This is a genomic window from Pelagimonas varians (genome assembly GCF_003208435.1).
Taxonomy (GTDB): domain Bacteria; phylum Pseudomonadota; class Alphaproteobacteria; order Rhodobacterales; family Rhodobacteraceae; genus Pelagimonas; species Pelagimonas varians.
In genome coordinates, this window is the sequence record NZ_QKMF01000033.1 from 1 (window position 1) to 22,054 (window position 22,054).

The window sequence follows — 22,054 nt, forward strand, 5'->3', positions numbered from 1 at the left end:
CCACGGCCAATGAACAAGCCTTTATCGAAGCGAACGGGTTGATTGCCGTAACGGACGGCACCTGGATCGGCGGCCAAAGCAGCAATCCGGCCAATCCCGGGGCCTGGACCTGGGTGACGGGTCCGGAAGCGGGCCAGTCGTTCTCTTATGACAACTGGAGACCGACCGAGCCGAATGGCGGCTTCAGCGCGCCGGGCTATGCGCAAATCTTGCAAAGCGGTGAATGGAACGATGCGCCCGACAGCCTGCGCCCTGGCAATGGGATCGCCGACGGGTATCTGGTGGAATGGGGCGGACGACCTCAGGACACGGGCTTTGACGAAGACACGGTGCTGACGATCGGCACGGCGCAGCTTCTGGCCAATGACACCGATGTCGACTCTGGTGCCATCGTGACGGTTACGTCTGTGGCGGCGCTCAGCGCTGCGGGTGTCCCTGTGTCGCTCAGCGGAACCGACATCAGCTATGATCCGACAGCGGTGTTCAACCATCTGGCGGCAGGCGAATCTGCGACCGACACCTTTACCTATACCGTGACCGACGAATTCGGCGCGACCGACACCGCAACCGTGACGCTGACCATTGAGGGCCGGAACGACGGACCGGTTGCAATGGCTGATACAAACGCCGGCGCTGCGCTGATCGAACAAGGGTTCGGCATCGCAGGCAATGACACGGCCACCGGCAACCTGCTGACCAATGACACCGATGTGGATGCATCCGATGTTTTGACAGTCACAGCGGTGGATTCAGGGACTGGCGAAACCGGATCGAATATGGTTGTCGATCCGGTCTTTGAACAGATTGTTCTGGGCAAATTCGGGTCCCTTGCCATCGCGGCAGACGGCACCTGGACATACAGGCTCAATGACGCAGATCCCGACACCGAGGCGCTTGGGGACGGCGATACCGGGATTGAGACCTTCACCTACACGATGATCGACAGCAACGGCGGCACTGATACAGCGACCTTGACGCTCGAGATCGCAGGATCGGATGACAACGCCGCGCCGGTCGCCGTGGATGATACGATTTCTCTGGACGAAGATACCTCAGCGACGCTGGATCTTTTGGGCAATGACACCGACGCCAACAACCAGCCAGTTGTCACCCAGACCCTATCTGTCGCATCCATCAACGGGACCGCGGCTACAGTGGGCGCAGTGATCGCCACCAGCCACGGATCGATCACAATCGGAGCAGGCGGCAGCGTCGACTACACCCCCAATGACGATTACAGCGGTGCCGACAGCTTTACCTATGTGATCAGCGATGGGTTGGAAGAAAGCACTGCGGCGACAGTTTCTTTGACGGTTGAAGCAGTTGTCGATGCCCCTGAAATGGTTTTTGACACAACCCCGACGCCTGTTGGCGGGTCATCACTTGTGAACGAGACGCTATTGGGTACGCAGCGTTATGCGACGGTTGCGGCTTTGGACGATGGCGGTTTTGTCGTGACCTGGTCTTCGAACGAGAGCGGATCGTTTGGCATTTTTGCGCAGCGCTATGATGCGGGCGGCGTGAAGGTCGGAGGCGAGACACTGCTCTCAGCCCCGCCCAACACCAGTGTCAACATGGCGCAATCGGCGGTGACCGGTTTGCAGGACGGTGGCTATCTGGTTGCTTGGCAAAACGAGTTCTACACGAGGCCAGGCGGTACGCTGACTGGGAGCAAGCCTTTGCTGCAGCGGTTTGATGCGGACGGCGTCGCGCAGACCGATGTGTTCAGCCCCCCCAAAATTGCCACCCTTGAATTGGCCCCCGATGTCACCGAGCTGGGCAACGGCAATTTGGTCGTGACGTGGACAGGCAACCGATATAGCAACACGACGGATATATTTTACCAGGTAATCACCCCGGATGGTGTTGTGGTCAGCGGCCCGCGTGTCGTGAGTGTTTCCAATCCAAGCAGTAGTTATGAAATACAACCATCGGTGGCCGCGCTCGAAGCGGGCGGATTTGTGATCAGCTACTCATCCAATACGGACGGCGGCGGTTATGGTGTCTATTCACAGGTTTTCAAAGAGACCGGCTTTGCGATTACCGGCGATCTTCTGGTCAACAGCTTTACGGCAAACAACCAGTTTTTCCCGAGCGTGATCGGGCTTGAGGGTGGCGGTTTTGCCGTTACTTGGGTTTCGGCCGGTCAGGATGGCGATGTTGCGGGTATTTATGCGCAGGTCTACGATAACCGCTGGCAAAAAGTTGGCGGCGAGACCCATGTCAGCACGGCCACGGCCGGCTTTCAGACCTACCCGACCATCACGGCGTTGGATGATGGTGGCTTCTTGGTGACCTGGTCGTCCACCGGCAATGGCGAAGATGGTTATGGCATTTATGCGCAGCGGCTGGATGCCTTCGGACAGCCTGTCGGCGAAGAGTATCGCGTCAACGACGTGACGGCCGGCGTTCAATTTTCGTGGAACGGTGCAGGCGGCGAAAACACTGCAACCTTGAACGATGGCAGCGTTGTCACCGTTTGGGACAACAACACGGGAACATCTTCCGGCTATGACATTGCTGTCCGGATCACCGAGATTCCAGCAGGCAATGTCAATGGTATTGAAGATCAGGGGCTTGCCATCAATCTGGAGGCCGCGCTGACGGACACCGATGGCTCCGAAAGCCTGAGCGTGACGCTGTCGGGCTTTCCGGTTGGTGCAACGTTCAACTTGGGCAGCGCAGATGGCGCAAACTGGGTGATTGCGGGGGCAGAAACGGTCGACCTGTCGACATTGGAGATGACACCACCACAAGACTATAACGGCAGCTTCACCCTGACAGCCACCGCCACCGCCACAGAAACCGCCACCGGCGAGACCGCAGAGACCACCCAAACCGCAGTCTTAAACATTCTGGCAGTCAACGACGCGCCGGTGACAAGCGACGCGGTGGGCGAAACACCCGAAGACACGGCTTTGCATGGTTTTCTTGAGGCAAGCGATGTCGATGTAACAGACACAATCGCATTCACCCTGAAAACAGGCCCTGCACACGGAAGTGTCACCATCGATCCGGACGGCCAGTATCACTACACTCCAGACGAAAATTTCAGTGGTGATGACAGTTTCACATTCACCGTCTCGGATGGGCAGATAACCACAGATGTTCATAGCGTTTCGCTGACCGTGCAGCCTGTGGCTGATGCGCCGACCCTGACGGTTACACCCGATCTGTTGGATGAGCTGGCAACCCCGACGCCTGTTGGCGGGTCATCGCTTGTGAACGAGACGCTATTGGGTACGCAGCGTTATGCGACGGTTGCGGCTTTGGACGATGGCGGTTTTGTCGTGACCTGGTCTTCGAACGAGAGCGGATCGTTTGGCATTTTTGCGCAGCGCTATGATGCGGGCGGCGTGAAGGTCGGAGGCGAGACACTGCTCTCAGCCCCGCCCAACACCAGTGTCAACATGGCGCAATCGGCGGTGACCGGTTTGCAGGACGGTGGCTATCTGGTTGCTTGGCAAAACGAGTTCTACACGAGGCCAGGCGGTACGCTGACTGGGAGCAAGCCTTTGCTGCAGCGGTTTGATGCGGACGGCGTCGCGCAGACCGATGTGTTCAGCCCCCCCAAAATTGCCACCCTTGAATTGGCCCCCGATGTCACCGAGCTGGGCAACGGCAATTTGGTCGTGACGTGGACAGGCAACCGATATAGCAACACGACGGATATATTTTACCAGGTAATCACCCCGGATGGTGTTGTGGTCAGCGGCCCGCGTGTCGTGAGTGTTTCCAATCCAAGCAGTAGTTATGAAATACAACCATCGGTGGCCGCGCTCGAAGCGGGCGGATTTGTGATCAGCTACTCATCCAATACGGACGGCGGCGGTTATGGTGTCTATTCACAGGTTTTCAAAGAGACCGGCTTTGCGATTACCGGCGATCTTCTGGTCAACAGCTTTACGGCAAACAACCAGTTTTTCCCGAGCGTGATCGGGCTTGAGGGTGGCGGTTTTGCCGTTACTTGGGTTTCGGCCGGTCAGGATGGCGATGTTGCGGGTATTTATGCGCAGGTCTACGATAACCGCTGGCAAAAAGTTGGCGGCGAGACCCATGTCAGCACGGCCACGGCCGGCTTTCAGACCTACCCGACCATCACGGCGTTGGATGATGGTGGCTTCTTGGTGACCTGGTCGTCCACCGGCAATGGCGAAGATGGTTATGGCATTTATGCGCAGCGGCTGGATGCCTTCGGACAGCCTGTCGGCGAAGAGTATCGCGTCAACGACGTGACGGCCGGCGTTCAATTTTCGTGGAACGGTGCAGGCGGCGAAAACACTGCAACCTTGATCGATGGCAGCGTTGTCACCGTTTGGGACAACAACACGGGAACATCTTCCGGCTATGACATTGCTGTCCGGATCACCGAGATTCCAGCAGGCAATGTCAATGGTATTGAAGATCAGGGGCTTGCCATCAATCTGGAGGCCGCGCTGACGGACACCGATGGCTCCGAAAGCCTGAGCGTGACGCTGTCGGGCTTTCCGGTTGGTGCAACGTTCAACTTGGGCAGCGCAGATGGCGCAAACTGGGTGATTGCGGGGGCAGAAACGGTCGACCTGTCGACATTGGAGATGACACCACCACAAGACTATAACGGCAGCTTCACCCTGACAGCCACCGCCACCGCCACAGAAACCGCCACCGGCGAGACCGCAGAGACCACCCAAACCGCAGTCTTAAACATTCTGGCAGTCAACGACGCGCCGGTCGTGTCGTCTGCAGTCACTCTGGATCCTGTGGCTGAAGACACCGGTGTTGCCGCAAGCGGCGCGGCGGCAACTTCAACGGCTGCTGCTCCTGCCTCCTCGGGTGCCGCAAGTGCCCCGCCCGCTGCTGCCGCGCCTAGCGCAGCAGCACCTGCGCCAGCTTCTGCTGCCGCAAACGGACCACGGGTAATCACTCAAGCGGAACTGCTTGCCAATGCCAGCGATATCGACGGCGATGACTTGACAGCAGTCAACCTTACGATTGTTGCAGGGGCAGGGGCGTTGACCGACAATCTCGATGGCACGTGGAGTTTTGTCCCTGCGCCCAATGACGATACAGACGTCAGCTTTGCCTATGAAGTCACCGACGGAATTGCGGCTCCTATCGCTGCGACAGCAACGCTGGATCTCACGCCGGTCAACGACGCTCCGGTCATCAACGCAGAAACCACGGATGCAAACGGCGCGATACAAGCACAAAACGCTGGTCCGACCTTGATCGACTTTGACAGCAGTGAAAGCCCCGCAACGTCTGAGATCTATACACAGGGCGATTACGTCTTCATTCCGCTGGACACGACAACTGTGGCGGATCTGGATGGCGATGGTGATCTGGAGAACGTGTCTCTGGCGGGGGCGGCTGGAGTGCTGAGCCGCGTCGATGGCGCGGGCTTTACGCTTGAAGGCTTCACTTTGGCGTCAATGGACCATGGCGCGAGTGCGGAATCTTCTTCCGAAAAAACGGCAGCAGAAACCCAAAAAGCGGCGGAGATGGAAACGAAAACCGCCGCCGAAGCGGAGACGAAAACCGCCGCCGAAGCGGAGACGAAAAAAGCCACCGAGACGGAAACCAAAACCACCGCGACAGAGACGAAGACTACCGAGACGGAGACCAAAACAACCGCGACAGAGACGAAGACCACCGAGACAGAGACCAAAACCACCGAGACAGAGACGAAAACCGGCAATGTCAGCTACGCCGATGTGCAATTCGTGTTAGAGGCCGAAACCGTAGACAACGGTACGATCACGTCGCACTTCAAGGAGTCCTCTGGCTGGAGCACGGAAATTGTCGACGCGCTTGGGGCTGCAACAGTTCTGACAGGGTTAACCCAAGCGCAGACGATCGAGCTGTACAGCGATATCGTATCATTCACGTCTTTTGATGCGACCTCGGGTAAGGATAGCGAGGCGACTTATGCGCTGGATGACATCCAGATTGCCGGGCAACCGCAACCTGATGACCTAACCGCAACGGGCGTGATCGGATTTACCGACATTGACATTGGTGACACCCATTCCGTAGCCCCTGTAATCGTTGCCTCTGACGGGGCGCTTGGAACGCTGACAGCAAGCGTGACAGACCAAACGGCAGGCGGACTCGGTGGCACTGTCACTTGGACCTATGATGTGCCATCCGCTTCTATTGCTGATCTGGTTGTTGGGCAAACCAAAGTGGAAACGTTCGAAGTCAGCGTTCTGGACAGCAATGGTGCGTCGGCGACCGAAACGGTAACGATCTTGGTCAGTGGCGGAAGTGCTGGCTCATTGGCGGCATTGTTTGGCACAGACGGCGCAGAAAATCTGACAGGCACCCTTGCCAGTGAAGCCATGTTTGGCAGCGGTGGCGACGACACAATCGTCGGTGCCGGAGGTTCAGATAGAATGTGGGGCGGCGACGGCGGCGATACGTTTGTCTTCGAGGATCTTGGCGCATCGGCCACAATCAATGATTTCCAGGATGGTCCTGATGCTCAGGATGTACTGGACATATCGGCCTTCGGCATCGTGGATTTTGCGGCACTACAGTTGGCAATTAGCCCTGTTGGATCCCCTGATACACTTCAAAATGATGTCCTGATCCAATTGGATGACAATGACAGCATCCTGCTGCGGAATGTCGACATCGCCGATCTGGATGCCGATGATTTCGTCTTCTGATTTCCACGCGGTTGCGCCTGCTTCGCCCGGATTTGCCGGGCGGGGGCACCCGGCCGCGGGATTCGAATGGCGGGTTCTGCCGTCAAAGTTCAGGCTGTTTTTCCGGGCACATCCCTAAAAAAGTAGCTGGCTGAGAATGATGGTTTTGTCGGATAATGCTCAGGCTTGGTGGCAGATCTATCCGTCGACATTTCTACATTGCCAGAGGGGCACAACCAATGAGCTTGCAAGACGTGTTTGCCGAACTCGGCGTTCTTTTGGCACGTTACGGTTATCTGGATCCAGATGCGCCAGCACAGCGGGACGTGAAGGAAGCACCGACCACGGCCTTGCTGGAGGCATTGTTTTCCAAAGCTGCATTTGTTCTTGTCACTGATGTCGCAACGACGGATCTTTCACCGCTTGTACCTGCACTTCTCAGGGCGCAGTTGCTGGTCCAGAGGGACGGAAAACTGGCGTCCAATGTTACCATTTTGCGGCGTGGCAAGCTGTTCCTTGCGGGCGATCTGGATCAAGATCGTGCGTTGTCGGTTCCGTCATTCTCGGGTGTCACAAATGCTCTTAGTCGATTGCTCGTGCCCGGACCTTTCGAGCACGCGGTTGATATGGGCTGTGGATCCGGAGTTCTGGGTTTTGAAATGGCGGACCATGCAACAAAGGTGACTGGCACAGACCTTAATCCGCGCGCGCTTGCTCTGGCCCGGATTAACGCCGCGATGAATTCAGTTTCCAACATAGAGTTTTGCGAGGGATCGTTGCTTGATCCGCTTGGTCAGGTCTGTGTTGACATGATTGTTGGCAATTTGCCTTACGTAATGTCGCCGGATCAAAACCTGCTGTTCAGGGATGGGGATCGCCCGGCAGCACAGTTGTTGAAAGAAGCTGTGATCGGGGCCTCTCTGCGGCTGGCACCAGGCGGTGTGGCGCAAATGTTGTGCAACTGGCCTCACGATTCAGCCAATCCCGCTGCGGGTCCGCAGCACCTTGTTACAGACAGCGGGCTGGACGCCATCGCGATCACCTACGCGGTGCGCAGCCCGTTAGAACATGCCCGCAACTGGAATCGTGAGCTGGCCGACAATGACCCCAAAGCATTTGAGCAACTTGCAGAGCGCTGGACAAATTGGTTCTCTTCCCAAAACATTGATGCAATAGCCTTTGGCGCTCTGACTTTGCGTCGCCCGGACGGCCGCACCCCGGTTTTTCGCCATTTTCATGCTGCGTCCTGGCCAACCGGGAAGGCTGGCCGTCAGGTGCAGCGGATTTTGCATGCCATTGGTGCCGAAGATCCTTTTGCCAAGCCGGACTCTTCTGTTCCGCGTCTGGTCGATCACACTCTGAAGCAAGACCTCAGATGCGAAGACGGCAGCTATCGACCCAAGTCACTCCGGCTTTTGCCAGATGACACGATCGGCTTGGGCCTTGAATTGGAATCCCGTGACGCCAGTACGTTGTCCCGCGTGGACGGCGTCCGAAAGCTCAGTGACGTTATTGACAGCAACCCGGAACACGCGCGCTGTTTGAGACGCCTGTGGCACTTGGGTTTGTTGGACATCACACCTGAAAAAGGGCCTCTGCATTGACGAAATGTGTGACTTGAAACTCGAGATTTCACTTGGCCGTTTCTAACCGAATGCTTTCAATCATCAGTCTATGCCTGTCAAAATTGAACGTTTCATCTTGTGCGGACTGCGTTGGTCAGTGGGTTGATGCGAACTTGAGAGTGGCGACGCTGCTTTGTCGGTGATCGCGGTTAGGAAGATGACGGATTTGCATAGCCCACGCCCTTTTGTTGCCAACAAGCCGACCGCAATTGATATGATAAATATCGGTGCTGCTGGCGTTGATATCAGCTCGCGTGAACACATGGCGTCACATGCGTCGCGATGTAAACCACGGGTGTCCACCGGATCCCAACCTACGAGATTCTGGAACGCAATCGCCATCTTGAGACGGCATTGGTCGTTCGGGATGTAGATCGAAAGCCTAGGGACGGGGCCGACCTGCGCGTCAGGCCAAGCGCCAAACACTTCGCGTTCTGGCTGTGTCTGGCACCGGACAACAAAAACTTCCGGCGGCAAAGTGTTGTCTTTTTCGACGCGGCGTCGGTCAAGTCGCGCAGCTGCCCATTTCGATTGGCAGCAATTTACAATAAATGGCACCAGAGGATGACATGGCTATTTCTTAGGACGCCACCCGGTTCTTCGTGGGCCAAAAGCCTTGCGGTTCAGATTCAAAAAAAACACCGTTCTGCGTTTTCGAAGGGACAGATGTGCCATGCCATGGATGTCAGTTTTCTGTGAAACCGTTCGGTTGGTGACAGCTGAATATTTCTCGAACACAGCAGGCGCAAACAATCTTGCCTTCTCTGGTGATCAGCCCGGTTTTGTCCATGCGAAAAGAACACCACCGAGAACAGCATTCTTTGAATGAAGCGATTTAGCGAGCTTTAGGTTGGTATTCCATGCCCCCGCATCGCTTGAAATTCCAGTACTACTGTGAGAAGGGCAGGGATGCCAAACGAAGAAATCACTTTTGCAGATTGCAGTCTATCCCGCGCGGATATTGTGCGTATCAGCGAAAAAGGCCAAGCCGCCACTTTGAAAAACTGCGATCTCAATTCGATGGATCTATCGCAGCTCATGCTTTCGGGATGGCGCTTTGACAGCTGTAATTTGGCTGGCGCTTCTTGGAACGGAACCAGACTTGAGGAGGTATGCTTCAAAGGCTGCCGGGCCGCTCAGTCTCGTTTTCTCGGATCAGAGCTTCAGGACTGCACAATAGACGGTGGTGATTTCAGCAATAGCAGTTTCAGAGCGGCCACTCTTTCGGATGTCAAATTCCTTCGATGCAAGATGACTGGTTGCGATCTAACCGATGTCCGGGCCAACAACATTTTGCTTGAAGAGGTGCTTCTTGTTTTTGCACTTCTCCCCAAGCTTTCGTTTCGAGATACATTGTTGAAGAAAGTCGATTTCAGTGATGCCGATTTGAAATACTGCGATTTTCGGGATGCGGTTCTCGAAGACTGCTCTTTGCGCGATGCCCATCTGGCGGATTGCCGGTTTGAGAGAGCGGATTTGCGGGGGGCTGACCTTGGAGGAGTTACGTTAACGGATGCCCGCCGTTTCAAAGGTGCGGTTATTTCCAAGAGGCAGGCGGCAGATTTGCTTGGACAATTGGGGTTGCGGGTTCTCTAACCAACGCGATTGGCATGCCGCACCGGTCGCTGTTGTTCGCCAAACCAGTGGTTCGGCGTAGCGATTGGTCATCTTGTGCTTGTGCAGGGTCAATGACGCGTTTTTGCAATGCTTGATGAGCAACCACAGATGCACCCATGTCAGGTGCTCCACTTGACCGAAGATTAATCCGTCGCCTTAGCGGTTTCGAGAATAAGCATTGTTGTGGTTTCTGAAACGCAGGGGATGCATTTTAGTTTGCTCAAAACAAAATTCTTGAGTGCATCAACGTTCGGCGTTCTGACCTTTAGAACGTAGTCAAAATTGCCGGTGACCAACAGGCATTCGATGATTTCCGGCAGGCTATGGACGGCTGCAAGAAACTCTTTGATATCAGCGGGGGTTTGCCGTGACAGGCGCACATTAACCATCACGCTGACGCCGTAACCTAGGATTTCCGGATCGATCCGGGCTCCATAACCGGAAATGACGCCCTTTTCCTCCAGACGTTTTACACGGCGACTGCAGGGGGTTGCAGACAACCCGACCCGCTGGGCAAGATCGCGGTTTGAGATACGCCCTTCGGCTTGCAAGACTGCGATGATCTTTCGATCCATGACATCGATTTGGGTATTAGTCATATTCCCTCACTTTGGGGCAATTTTAGTGACTTATAGTCAATCATCCTCAAGATTCCACCCAAATAGCACAGTTTCCCTCTTGGCTTAGAGCTATTGTGACCCAGGCGCATGCAGGAAAGGTTACATATGTCGATTTTCTCTCACCCGGAATTTGAACATGAGCAGGTATTGTTTTGCCATGACCCTGAGATTGGCTTGAAAGCGGTCATTGCAATTCACTCTACGGCTTTGGGTCCAGCTGCAGGCGGTTGCCGCATGCACCCTTATGCCTCCGAACACGACGCATTGACGGATGTGTTGCGTCTGTCAAAAGGGATGAGCTTCAAGAATGCACTTGCCGGGTTACCGTTGGGCGGTGGCAAATCCGTGATAATTGCTGACCCGTCCGGTCCGGACAAGGCCGCGCTCTTGCGGGCGTTTTCGCACCATGTTCAGTCATTGAACGGACGCTATTGGACGGCGATCGATATTGGCGTTGGGCCTGCGGATGCGGATATTCTTGCGGAAAATTGCGAATTCATCTTTGCCCGTGCCTCGCAATACGAACCGGGGTTCAACCCGTCTTTGTTCACCGCTCTGGGCGGTTTTACTGGCATCCGCGCTGTCGCCAAACATGTTTGGGGCAGTGATGATTTGACAGGAAAACGCGTTGCGGTTCAGGGATTGGGTCAAACAGGCAGTGACTTGTGTCGACAATTGCATGAGGCCGGGGCGGAACTGGTGGTCGCGGATGTCCGGCCTGAGGCAACGCAAGAGACGGTAGAGAGGTTTGGGGCGGTAGCGGTTGCTCCCGATGTCATCCATGCACAAGATGTCGACATCTTTGCGCCTTGTGCCATGGGGGCGGGGATCAACGATGACACTTTGCCGGATATCAAGGCACGGGCGATCTGCGGCTTGGCCAACAATCAGCTGGATAAAGCACGCCACGGTGAAGCACTGCGCGCCCGAGGTATCGCCTACGTGCCGGACTATGTGGTCAATGCAGGCGGTGTGATGGGGGCGTCGACGGTGATCTTTTCGACACCTTCGCGTGAGGCCGCGACAAAGCGCATCTTGGGCCTTTTCGACACCGTCTTGTCAATTTTGATCGAAGCAGACCGCACGGGATTGCCGAGTTCGCAAGTCGCGGACAGCATGGCGATCACTAAAATGGATGCTGCCAAATTACCTTAACGCTTAGACGCCGGAGCCGCCGATGCTTGAGCTGATGTCCGATCCGCTTTCGGGTTTCGATCCGGATCTTCGGGCTTAGGCTCGCGCATTTGCCCAAAACCACATCGCACCAGATGCGGAAAATTGGGAGGCCCGGCGTGTCTACCCGCGCAATGTGGTAGGTCTTGCCTCCAAGGGTTTTAACGGCTTTCTTGTGCCGCGCGCCTTTGGGGGCAACAGGGGATCCCCCACGGATTTTTCTGATGATCGTTGAGGACTTCGCCAAGGCCGAAATTGCTTAAACGCTGGCCTTTGTTGTGCATCATGCTGGCCTTTGTTGTGCATCATCATGCCGGAGTAGTGGCGTCGCTAAGTGCGAACACGGGCTTTCGAGACCGGCTTTTGCCTGACCGAACCGCAGGCTGGCTGGGATGACGCTGGTGTTGGAACAACTGCTTCGGACGAGGGTGCCGCTTATTTCTGTCTCGTGGCAAAGCTTGGATCACCAGCGGTGCCGTCGCCGACGTGCTGGCGGTTTTTGCAAAGACAAACACCGGTGAGGGGGCCAAAAGCATTGGGTGTTTCGTTGTGGATGCGGCGGCCTTTGGTGTCACGCGCGGCGCACCTTATGATCTGATTGCCGGATGATCTGATTGCCAGCCTCGACTGCGCATTGCTTGATGGTGCAAGAAGGCGGCGGGACTATCGGGAAACCGGATCCCGAGCACTGACACAGGCCGCAACCAACAGTCTGTCCGGTCGCGGACGCAATGAAAGGAAACTCATGCCTGAAGCAATTGTGATCCGAAGCTACGGTGCGTCCGACGTGCTGACTTTGGAAGACATCGACGTCCCCGCCCCAGCGGCTGGCGAACTGCGACTGCGCCAGACTGCCATTGGTGTGAATTTCCACGATATCTATGTGCGTTCAGGTCTCTATAATACGTTGACACCTCCGGGTATTCTCGGTTGTGAGGCCACGGGAATTGTTGACGCGGTCGGGGCCGATGTCGATGCGTTTCAAATTGGTGACAGGGTGGGGTATGTCACGGGCCCGCCTTACGGAGCCTACGCCACCCATAGACTGTTGCCGGCAAAGGCCGCCGTACCGTTGCCCGAAACGATCAGCGATGACCTTGCGGCGGCAACTTTGTTGCGTGCGCTGACAGTGGATATGTTGACCCAGCGGTGCACAGACTTGAGCCCCGGTATGACAATCCTTGTCCATGCGGCTGCCGGGGGTGTTGGTCGGCTGTTATGCCAGATGGCATCACATCTTGGCGCAACCGTGCTGGGAACAGTTGGATCCGCAGAAAAGTCCGAGATAGCCAAGGCATCGGGCTGTTCCCACCCGATCCTTTACCGCGAAAAACCCTTTCAAGAAGAGGTGCTGCGCCTGACCGACGGTCGCGGTGTCGATGTGGTGTATGATTCCATTGGTGCGGATACGTTTGACGGGTCGTTGGCTAGCCTGACCACATGCGGCCACTTGGTCAATTTCGGTCAATCCTCTGGTGCAGTGCCGCCCTTGATGATGAGCACTCTCGCCGAAAAGTCCCTGACGGTCACCCGACCGATCCTATTTCATTACTTGCAAGATACGGCTCAATATCGGGCGATGGCCAAGTCGGTGTTTGAAGCATTCAGCACGGGTATCTTTTGCGCCGGCAATCCCGACATGTTTGCCCTGCGAGATACAGCGCAGGCGCATGATATGCTTGAGAGACGTACAGCCACCAGAGGGATTGTGTTGAAGCCCTAGTACATGTTTCGCAGGCCGACGGTTGGTCTTAGGATTAGCACGGATTTGCCTCCTCTGTGCGGTGAGGAGCTTAGTGGATTCGATCAAGGAAATCGCCTTTTGGCGGCCACTTGGTCGCGGTCCCGTGTGTCGAAGGTGGAACTTTTTTGGGGTCTAACCTTGCTCAATGAAGACTGACACGGCCGCGTGGCGCAGGGAATGAATGCCGAACTTTGCTTGGCCGCTTTCTCCGACAATTCCCTCGGTAACCAGCAGCAGATCGCAGATCCGGTTTGGGATGTTGGCGCAGTTTTGCACCTTTCCAATAGAACTGGGAGACACGAGCCCCAATGTGCACGCATGGGTGTTTTCCGGTCAATTTGAAGGCTCAAAAGCACAGTTGGAGCCATTGAATTTCGCGGTTGCCAAACAGGCTTCCGGGTCGCCCTTTTACATATTGTTCGTCAGCACACTGATATCGGCGGATCGCTTTGCTGTCTGATCTACGGCTCCCCAAGCAAGCAGGACGTGATGAACATGGCGCAATGTCGTGCCGGTCAAAGCCTGTTATCCTGCCCCCTTTTCGCGATTACCATGTAGGTGAACTCTGCACTCTTGTAGGAGACAACCGTTTTGCGTCAGGTGCCCCCGACGGCTGCTATTACGTTGTGTCTTGCTAGACCATTGCTGAACGGATCCCTTGCCGCCGACATACAGAAGCAGTCTTTTCGTCAGGGTCTTATTCCTCGATTAAAGCAATGATCTGTTCTTAGGTGAATTCTGCCCTCAATTGTCCGGCCCTGTTAGGCGGATTCAATAGAAACGAGAGAAGTGTCCGCTATCGCTCAACCTGCGTAGCGACGTTCCCCGTGCCATCATCGCCACTTCCGCGGAATGGGATGCCTGCATTTGTGGCCGGATGACAGCTGCCGCCCGACCTAAAGGGGACATCGGATCGCTGCGATGTCTTCCGCAGCTTTTTCTGGTGTGGCCTGAACATCGCTTTCTTCACCGGATGCGCGGCTAGAGATCGCCGTTTCGATAATCAGCGATGCATGGCCGGCCGTTGCCAAACGCGACGCCCTTTGCAGTGACAAGGATGCCGCTTCAAGGCTGGTTGACCTCGAAGTCGGTCAGGTTCGACATGTGCGCGGCGGGTTAAGTCGTCTCAGGCGGCGTCATCAGTGTCCTTAGAGTGATCGTCCTTAGGGGCCAAGGGGCGAACAAACAGCCAGATCATTGCGCCGATAAAGGCGAAAGCGACGAGGTTCATCGCGGTATTGATCAGATCACCGATCAGCATTGTCGTCCTCCCATTCAAACAGGGCACGCAGGAAGCAGACCATGAGCAGCACCAAAATAAAGACAAAAGGCAGCGCCCCGAGCGCGATCAGGCTCTTTACCGCAGCAACTGATCCCGAAAGGACCATTGTGAAACTCAGGACGGCCAGCACCGCGCCCCAGATCAAACGCACACGCGGGCTCGGGTCCGGGTCGCCGCCAGTGGAAAACGCACCCAATACAAATGCCGCGCTAACAACGCTTGTTACGATGAACAGAAACGCGGCTGCGATCGTGGCCAATGTCGTTAAAGTCGCGAACGGTAGGCGTTCCAATATGGCAAAGGTCACCCGCTCGACATTGCTTCCGGTGATCTCAAGCAGAGCGCCATCGTTGCGCAAGCTGTCAAACAAGCCAATTCCGCCGAAGGCCCCAAACCAGAAAATCGAGAAGACCGTTGGAACAAACACCACTCCCAGCACAAACTCGCGGATCGTGCGGCCGCGCGAAATTCGGGCAACAAAGACGCCGACAAACGGCCCCCAGGCGATCCACCAAACCATGTAGGTCAGTGTCCAATCCTTGAACCAACGCGCCGCCACGTCATCAAAGAAGGTAAAGGTCCGGAAACCAGAGGGAACCACATTCCAGATGTAGTCGCCGAAACTGGTGACGACAGAGTTCAACAGGAATTCCGTTGGCCCAAGCACAACGGTGTAGAGCAAAAGACCGATGGCGATCAGCAGCGCGGCGCTGGAAAGCCGCGCCATTCCAGATCCGAGATCCACCATGAGCGGTGGCATATAGCAAAGCACGATGGCCGCGAAAGATATCCAGACAATGGTTTGGCTGCCGCTGGTTCTGCCCAACAACGCATTCACACCGTCCGCGACTTGAAACACTCCCATCGCCACTGACCCGCCAACCCCGATGGCAATCGCAGCAATTGCCAGAAAATCCGACAACCAACCCACAACCCGCGCCCAGCGTTCGGCTCCAAACATCCGAACCAATGGCGCGCTGACCAGCATCGGGGTGTTTTGCCGAAACGAGAAATATGCGATGACAAGCGCGGTTGAGCAATAGATGCCCCAGGCGTGCAGCCCCCAGTTGAAGTTTGTGGCGAGAAGCGCCGCGCTTGCCGCCTGCGGATCGGGCAGGCCTTGCCGGGCGAATTTGAAATGCGTGAGCGGTTCAGCGGCCGCCCAGAACAATAGGCCGACGCCCATGCCTGCAGAGAACAGCATCGCTAGCCAAGATGCGGTCGAGAATTCTGGTCGATCATCGTCATGCCCCAGCCTGACCTTGCCGAACCGTGAGGCCGCGAGCCAAAGGCAGATGAACAGCAGACCTGTTGCTGTCAGCATGACAAACCAGCCGCGGCTGGCAAAGGTACGGTCCACGATTGCGGACGATATCCTGAGCGCGCCCTCAGGGTCGACGATCCCCCAAAGCCCCACTGCCGAAATGACGACAAGAGATGCCGGTAGAATTGACGTCGATCCCATTGAATGATCCTAACTCAAGTTGCCAAATTCGACGGGGCCAAATGCGCAGACCGCGATCCGCCCCCTGCAAGCCTATGATCAGCGCCCGCCTCAGGACACCTGTTCAGGCAATGCGTCATCTTGTGTCTCGGTGCCAACGGATCCACGATTTAGGCCGAAGAACCTATCGCCGTGCACCGGCACCAGCAGCATCGTCAGCACGGTCCCGAACGGTGGTCCGGCCATACTGACCGACTACATGCCAACCCAAAACATCTTGCAACAGCGGAACAACGTCAAGAACCGTTGTCGCCGCTGCCAAAACAATCGGGCGTAGGCGGAAGACTGCGGCCGCGATGGTTGCGCAATAGCGAAACAGCCTTATCGTCACCCCGTTGTGGAGCCGGCCTACAGCGGAGGCCAAATCTTGGCGGGTAGATACCGCCCATCGGCCAGTTCGGGCAGGACCACGGGTTCTTTGGGCTGCTACATCACGATGGCGGCAGGGCGAGCGGATTTGGTTGCGACGCCTCGGTGCCGATCTTTTCGATTACGCTGGCGTTTCACATTATCAGCGGCGCTGTGTGCAAGGAGGATATCGCTTCATGGGGCAAGGGTATAGATGGCCAATCCGTCTCGGGCAGAGCATCCTATGAGCTGAAAGTCGCTAAAAACTGCAACTCCTGCGCACGATCTCTGTTGGTTTAAGTCATTGGCTATAAATAAAAATATCCGACCGGATAGAAATTATTGCGCCGCGAAGGATGAACCGGTCTGCCAGTAAGGCGATGACCTTGGCCGGTTTCCATCCCGCCACATTTGTTACGCCATGGATTGACCGACTGTTCGGTTACCTACATCTGCCTGATCGCATCGATGGGGCGAATTCCTTGGCTGCAAAGTGCTTCAATCGGCTGCAAAGTTGCAACAATCTCTTCCGGTTCCGGGCTTTCCCCGAATGAATGCGGAACGCCCTGCAATTTCGCCGGTTTCCCATATATCAGGCCGGATCACTTGAATTCGGCGGATGAGTTTTTAACCCGAAGGCACTAACGGCTGTTGCAATGGTGGCGAACAGGCCAATCACGATTTATGTTCTGCGGCAATCAATGCGAAAACAACCCGTCGTTCAAAACAACACCATGTGGCTCAACGCCGATGATAGCGGCCAGTACACAGGCCCAACAAAGTGCGACCCCGATAGCTTTGAACAAGCAACACGCGAAGCCGTTTTGAACGGTATGATTGCGAAGGCAACGTCGAGAAAGTCGAGGAGATTTGAAAACCGAAAGGTCACGGATTGGAGACACCGAATTCTGCACGCCGAGCCATTTTAGAAGGCGGTATTCAAGGGCTCGGTTTCTGTGGCCGCACCTGCACGGCCTGTGAATTTGGAACCAGAACCAATCGGATCCGGTCTGGCACCGCTACTGGCCACTCAAATTGCAGTCTTCATGCAAATGGCTGCTTTAACGACAAGATCCGTAAAAAAAAGGGTGTCTTGGCGTTAGGCAAACGGTTTCAACCGGCCTCATTTGGCACCGATATTGAATTAGACATGATAGGGATCAAATTGGCTGAACACTTCTTCTGCTAAAGGTGGAGCAATCGCAATGTTTAAGGGATCAAATATGCTGCCACCGTTCAAAGCCGTCTTTCTGCTGGCTCTTGCATTGTCGCCAGCGTCCACCTTTGCGGATGTCTTGTCAGTTGATCCTGTTGCCCCGGGCATCTGGGCGATCGAAGGCCCAGCCGAGCAGCGCGACCCGGAAAATTTGGGCAACAATGCCACGTTCGGCCTGATCGAAACCAACGAAGGGGCCGTGCTGGTTGATCCGGGCGGAACCCGGGCGGGCGCGGCTATGCTGCATGATGTCGTGCGCGGTTTGACCGATCAACCTTTGGTCTATGTGATCAACACAGGGGGCCAAGATCACCGTTGGCTTGGAAACGGGTATTGGAAAGAGCAGGGAGCGATCATCATTGCGTCCGAAAGCGCGGTCGCGGACCATCAAGATCGCGGATCGCTGCAATTGTCGATACTGTCCCAACTTGTCGGTGTTGGATTGAATGGGACCAAACCTGTCTATGCCGATGTGACCTTTGATGCGGCCCATGTGATGCAACTTGGCGAGCGTCATATCGAAGTCCATCATGTTGCCGCGGCGCATACGCCGGGCGACAGCTTTGTCTGGCTGCCGCAGGATCGTACGGTCTTCACCGGCGACATCGTCTACGTCGGACGCATTCTGGGTGTGATGCCTTTTTCTGACAGCGCTTCTTGGTTGGACGCGTTTGCAGCGATTGAAGCATTGAACCCAATACACGTCATACCCGGACACGGGCCTGCAACCACGCTAGAGCGGGCGCAGGCAGACACGCGCGACTACCTGAGAAATCTTCGTGACCGGATGCGAGCCTACATCGATGACGGGGGCGATATCACCGGATCGGTTGAGGTGGACCAAAGCAATTTCACATATCTCAATCAGTTTGATTCGCTCGCACGGCGCAACGCACAGGCTGTCTTTGAACAAATGGAATGGGAGTAACGCTTGCCCCAATGATCTGGCCTTTGTCGTTTGGGATCCCTAACCGCAGGCCTCCTGAATGGAATTCATCGATAGGCATCTCAACGGCGCAGCGTTACAGATATTTGTTCCGAGCTTTCAAGGTGCGCCGCCAAAACCCGAACCGCCTACCGCTCGCAACTGCCCAAATTCACGCTAGGCTTGGTCCGATAGTCACTCAGAATTTTCCAGACTTTTGGCATTCAACAAAACGATGTCTGGTTGTTGGCTTCAAATCCCATTAAACGCATTCGGAGAACTGGGGAGCGGTCATTTTGCAGAAAATCACATTGCCTGAGCGGCCTGATTGGCGCGATCACGCCCAAGACGTCGGATTCACTTTTGCGGATATGCATGGTGAACCCTATTGGGATGAAACTTCGGCCTATGCGTTTTCGCTCGATCAGATCGAGAACGATCTGGAGGACCCTGCCACCGAACTCCATGCTATGTGCCGAGAGGCCGTCGACGTAATTATCGCCAGCGAAAACCTGATGGAACGGCTTGCGATCCCCGAAGCCCATCGCGACCTTGTGGCCGAAAGCTGGAAACGGGGCGATCCTGAAATCTATGGCCGGTTCGATTTTGCCTATGATGGTACGTCACCTGCCAAGCTTCTGGAATATAACGCCGATACGCCGACCTCGCTTTACGAAAGCGCGGCCTTTCAGTGGCAGTGGCTTGAAGATCAACTGAAATCCGGGGGTCTTCCTGCAGGGACGGACCAGTTTAATGGTATCCACGAAGCGCTGGTCGCGCGATTTAGCGCCGTTTTTGAGAAAAATAGCGATCTGCACTTTACGGCCGTTGCCGGCAACCCTGAAGACTACGGCACGGTCGAAGCCATGGGGTGGGCCGCGCGCGAAGCCGGTTTAGGGGCTCATTACTGCGATCTCGACAGGATTGCGCTCAGCGACGACGGCCAATTCTTGGATGATGAGGATCGCAGGATTGCGGTTTTGTTCAAGCTCTACCCGTGGGAAGATCTGTTGCGCGACGATTACGCAAATCACATTGATGGATCCGGCTGTCTGTTTCTTGAACCTGCCTGGAAAGCATTGTTGTCCAACAAGGGGCTTTTGCCGGTGCTCTGGCAAATGTTCGAGGGTCACCCAAACCTACTGCCAGCTTTCTTTGAGGCCGATGTAACCGATGCTTTGACGGCCAGCGAAACGGCCACGGAGAAGACCGCCTCTGCTTTGGCCCGCGCCGAGACCCAACTGGCAGCCGGCCTTGTGAAAAAGCCAATCTTGTCGCGCGAGGGGGCTTCGGTTTCGATCCTGCAGTCCGGCGAGCTGGTCGAGCAGTCCAAGAACACCGACTATGCCGAACATCCGCGCGTCATCCAAGCTTATGCGCCATTGCCGAAGTTTGACGGCTTTCGCCCGGTGATCGGTGCCTGGATTGTAGGGCAAGACTGTGTCGGCATCGGCATCCGAGAAGATAAATCCCGCATCACGCAGGATTTGTCCCGCTTCAAACCGCACTATATCGTTGCATGATACAGACGCCCTATCGCCCCCATTGGCAGAAAGACGATTAACATGACCAAACGCTCGAAACGGGTTTCCATCGCCATTGTCGGTGCCGCTGCTTTTGCTCTTGCGGGATGCCGCGAAGAACAGGTCGATGCCTCTGCTTTCCCGGATCTACAAAGCTGTCTGGAAGACGCATCACGGGGCGGGATGTTCACGTCACAAGAGTGCGAAACGTCCTTTTCCGAGGCCCAGGCCCTACATGTAGAGGCCGCGCCCCGATATGATAGCCTGGAAGTGTGTCAGGAGCAGCATGGCGAAGGTGCCTGCGGATCTGAAGCGGCGGCAACACAAGGCGGGTCGGGCGGTATCTTTTTGCCACTTATGGCAGGCTACCTGATGGGCAGTATGTTGGGGGGACGCGCAGGAATGTCTGCGTCTCAACCGCTCTACAAAGGGGCCAATGGGCAGTATACAAACGCTTCGCGCTCCAGCAGCTTTTCAAGCAACCGAGGCGCCACTAAGTTGGGCACGTCTCAATTCGCCCGCCCGGCCTCGACGATCGGGAAGACACCAATGTCACGCGCCGCAGCAGCCTCACGTGGAGGTTTTGGCAAGTCTGGTGGTTCAAAGTCGGGTTTCGGTGGATAGAAAGCTGCGCTGACAGCTCTGACTGATGGGGCATCCGACAGGAACATACAGAGGGTTTCTGAGCCTGTTCAAAGCGACATCGTCTATCAATCGCGCCCTGCATGCCGTGAAAATGTTGAGCACTGCATGGATGGCTAGTTTAGCCCCGAAAAAGACCGGCCGTTTTCAATGTCCTTGAGGACCGAGCGGGTCTGCTGGCGACAATGCCGCAGTGCTATTAGCTGCTGTTGGCAGCGGCTGCGATGTTTGCATGTCAGACAGGCTCAAGCAGCCATCCAAGCCCCAGAAGACCGAAGTTCACAAAGCTCGGCTCTGCGTCGGAAGTGAGATTTGAAAGGTTGGTCCGCCCATCCCTACAATTCAGCATTGCCGCGCAGCAAAGCCGCGTGAAATCCGGTCCTTGGGGGCCGTGCAGCGCTCATTTGGGTAAGAAGGCGGCTATGCGGACGAAATACCCTTTTTGTCAGTGGCTCGCTTTTGTTGGCTAAGGGCATAGATGTCGGGCTTATATTTTGTCCGAGTAGGGCGTTTCTAGACGGACCCCGTTCAATGTGTGTGTGCAGCACGCGCAAAATGGCGACATTGTAGCTGGCGTAAGCTCAGGATCGACAATTGCCAAAACTTTGTTGTCATCTACGTACAGCCCGCTGAAATACGAACTCTCGCCTGCCCGGAAAAAAGGAGTTCCTTCTGATACGTCAGACGCGACCATCCAGGTTATGGGGTCCTCGTGATCCAGTCTTGATGCGGCTTCGCTGTGCACTTCATCCCAATTTCGGCCAACCCGCGAAAGCAAAAACTTAAAAAGTGGCGTATAGTCAAATCCATGTCGTTGACCGGAATGCATGGATTGCTTCATCGATTTGTTTTCGGCGGCGGATTTGGTATTTCGCTCCCACTTTGATTTTGATCCCGATCCATGCCGAACTCCATAAGTTCTGGTATTCACGGATCGATAAAGGGGTTTCTTCGAATGTTTCATTTTCGAAATCTGCATTGGTTTCGGCATTCAGATCAAGCTGGCAAATCCTACACCTGTTTCAAAGCTGGCTTTTAGAGGCCTGCAGCAACTGCACATGAGGATTTCGAGCCGGTACCGGACAAATCCCATCGGGACAATCAATGAGTTTCTGCATTTGTCAGAAGCAGCCATGTGTTCCAATTGTCCGTCAGGCGATTTGCAAAACAAATCTGCCGAGAGGGGCCTGTTTGTGCGGTTTT

General features: G+C 55.6%; 13 protein-coding genes and 1 pseudogene. 9 read left to right on the plus strand and 5 right to left on the minus strand.

Annotation, left to right across the window (positions count from 1 at the left end):
- Nucleotides 1-38 precede the first annotated feature (38 nt).
- On the plus strand, nt 39-6,653 hold the full coding sequence (locus tag C8N36_RS23125; RefSeq protein ID WP_211318281.1) for a tandem-95 repeat protein: 6,615 nt from the start codon (nt 39-41) through the stop codon (nt 6,651-6,653).
- 218 nt (nt 6,654-6,871) lie between these two features.
- The gene (locus tag C8N36_RS23130; RefSeq protein ID WP_170125977.1) at nt 6,872-8,236 is read left to right on the plus strand and encodes a methyltransferase domain-containing protein; all 1,365 of its coding nucleotides are present in this window, start codon (nt 6,872-6,874) and stop codon (nt 8,234-8,236) included.
- Nucleotides 8,237-8,299: 63 nt separating this feature from the next.
- On the opposite strand, the gene C8N36_RS24410 is transcribed toward C8N36_RS23130, so the two are convergent.
- Entirely contained in the window at nt 8,300-8,734 is a 435-nt protein-coding gene (locus C8N36_RS24410) for a hypothetical protein (RefSeq protein ID WP_176527122.1), read from the minus strand.
- Nucleotides 8,735-9,166: 432 nt separating this feature from the next.
- Here C8N36_RS24410 and C8N36_RS23145 point away from each other — a divergent pair, with 432 nt between their 5' ends.
- Nucleotides 9,167-9,853, plus strand: a complete 687-nt coding sequence (locus C8N36_RS23145) for a pentapeptide repeat-containing protein (protein WP_097806777.1) — start codon at nt 9,167-9,169, stop codon at nt 9,851-9,853.
- A gap of 164 nt (nt 9,854-10,017) precedes the next feature.
- On the opposite strand, the gene C8N36_RS23150 is transcribed toward C8N36_RS23145, so the two are convergent.
- Nucleotides 10,018-10,473, minus strand: a complete 456-nt coding sequence (locus C8N36_RS23150) for an Lrp/AsnC family transcriptional regulator (protein ID WP_097806778.1) — start codon at nt 10,471-10,473, stop codon at nt 10,018-10,020.
- 126 nt (nt 10,474-10,599) lie between these two features.
- Here C8N36_RS23150 and C8N36_RS23155 point away from each other — a divergent pair, with 126 nt between their 5' ends.
- The 3 genes and pseudogenes from C8N36_RS23155 (at nt 10,600) to C8N36_RS23165 (ending at nt 13,390) form a co-directional block, all read left to right on the plus strand.
- Nucleotides 10,600-11,649 carry a Glu/Leu/Phe/Val dehydrogenase dimerization domain-containing protein gene (locus tag C8N36_RS23155; RefSeq protein WP_097806779.1) on the plus strand — a complete coding sequence of 350 codons (1,050 nt, stop codon included), beginning with the start codon at nt 10,600-10,602 and terminating at the stop codon, nt 11,647-11,649.
- Between the two features lie 91 nt (nt 11,650-11,740).
- Nucleotides 11,741-11,902 (plus strand): annotated as a pseudogene (locus C8N36_RS24935) (hypothetical protein); the annotation flags it as partial.
- A 510-nt stretch (nt 11,903-12,412) separates the two neighbouring features.
- A complete protein-coding gene (locus C8N36_RS23165) occupies nt 12,413-13,390 on the plus strand; it encodes a quinone oxidoreductase family protein (RefSeq protein ID WP_097806814.1) in 978 nt (325 codons plus the stop codon).
- 1,147 nt (nt 13,391-14,537) lie between these two features.
- On the opposite strand, the gene C8N36_RS24735 is transcribed toward C8N36_RS23165, so the two are convergent.
- The 3 genes from C8N36_RS24735 to C8N36_RS24740 form a co-directional block, all read right to left on the minus strand.
- Nucleotides 14,538-14,672: a hypothetical protein gene (locus C8N36_RS24735; protein WP_255253632.1), complete on the minus strand. Its 135-nt coding sequence runs from the start codon at nt 14,670-14,672 to the stop codon at nt 14,538-14,540.
- Nucleotides 14,659-16,158 carry a BCCT family transporter gene (locus C8N36_RS23175; RefSeq protein ID WP_097806781.1) on the minus strand — a complete coding sequence of 500 codons (1,500 nt, stop codon included), beginning with the start codon at nt 16,156-16,158 and terminating at the stop codon, nt 14,659-14,661. The genes C8N36_RS24735 and C8N36_RS23175 overlap by 14 nt, the downstream gene beginning before the upstream one ends.
- Before the next feature lie 90 nt (nt 16,159-16,248).
- The gene (locus C8N36_RS24740; protein ID WP_281269723.1) at nt 16,249-16,383 is read right to left on the minus strand and encodes a hypothetical protein; all 135 of its coding nucleotides are present in this window, start codon (nt 16,381-16,383) and stop codon (nt 16,249-16,251) included.
- A gap of 1,367 nt (nt 16,384-17,750) precedes the next feature.
- On the opposite strand from C8N36_RS24740, the gene C8N36_RS23195 reads away from it, so the two are divergent.
- The 3 genes from C8N36_RS23195 to C8N36_RS23205 all read left to right on the plus strand — a co-directional run bounded on the left by C8N36_RS23195 (nt 17,751) and on the right by C8N36_RS23205 (nt 20,833).
- The gene (locus tag C8N36_RS23195; RefSeq protein ID WP_097806785.1) at nt 17,751-18,689 is read left to right on the plus strand and encodes an MBL fold metallo-hydrolase; all 939 of its coding nucleotides are present in this window, start codon (nt 17,751-17,753) and stop codon (nt 18,687-18,689) included.
- 293 nt (nt 18,690-18,982) lie between these two features.
- Nucleotides 18,983-20,209 (plus strand): glutathionylspermidine synthase family protein, encoded by a 1,227-nt coding sequence (locus tag C8N36_RS23200; RefSeq protein WP_097806786.1) that lies wholly within the window; start codon nt 18,983-18,985, stop codon nt 20,207-20,209.
- 42 nt (nt 20,210-20,251) lie between these two features.
- Nucleotides 20,252-20,833: a DUF1190 domain-containing protein gene (locus C8N36_RS23205; RefSeq protein ID WP_097806787.1), complete on the plus strand. Its 582-nt coding sequence runs from the start codon at nt 20,252-20,254 to the stop codon at nt 20,831-20,833.
- Nucleotides 20,834-22,054 lie beyond the last annotated feature (1,221 nt).

What these genes read in the sequence shown, in the direction of transcription:
- C8N36_RS23165 (WP_097806814.1), top strand. Translation starts at nt 12,413, where the DNA reads ATGCCTGAAGCAATTGTGATCCGAAGCTACGGTGCGTCCGACGTGCTG.
- C8N36_RS23155 (WP_097806779.1), top strand. Translation starts at nt 10,600, where the DNA reads ATGTCGATTTTCTCTCACCCGGAATTTGAACATGAGCAGGTATTGTTT.
- C8N36_RS23205 (WP_097806787.1), top strand. Translation starts at nt 20,252, where the DNA reads ATGACCAAACGCTCGAAACGGGTTTCCATCGCCATTGTCGGTGCCGCT.
- C8N36_RS23145 (WP_097806777.1), top strand. Translation starts at nt 9,167, where the DNA reads ATGCCAAACGAAGAAATCACTTTTGCAGATTGCAGTCTATCCCGCGCG.
- C8N36_RS23195 (WP_097806785.1), top strand. Translation starts at nt 17,751, where the DNA reads ATGTTTAAGGGATCAAATATGCTGCCACCGTTCAAAGCCGTCTTTCTG.
- C8N36_RS23175 (WP_097806781.1), bottom strand. Translation starts at nt 16,158, where the DNA reads ATGGGATCGACGTCAATTCTACCGGCATCTCTTGTCGTCATTTCGGCA.
- C8N36_RS23130 (WP_170125977.1), top strand. Translation starts at nt 6,872, where the DNA reads ATGAGCTTGCAAGACGTGTTTGCCGAACTCGGCGTTCTTTTGGCACGT.
- C8N36_RS23150 (WP_097806778.1), bottom strand. Translation starts at nt 10,473, where the DNA reads ATGACTAATACCCAAATCGATGTCATGGATCGAAAGATCATCGCAGTC.
- C8N36_RS24735 (WP_255253632.1), bottom strand. Translation starts at nt 14,672, where the DNA reads ATGCTGATCGGTGATCTGATCAATACCGCGATGAACCTCGTCGCTTTC.
- C8N36_RS24740 (WP_281269723.1), bottom strand. Translation starts at nt 16,383, where the DNA reads ATGGCCGGACCACCGTTCGGGACCGTGCTGACGATGCTGCTGGTGCCG.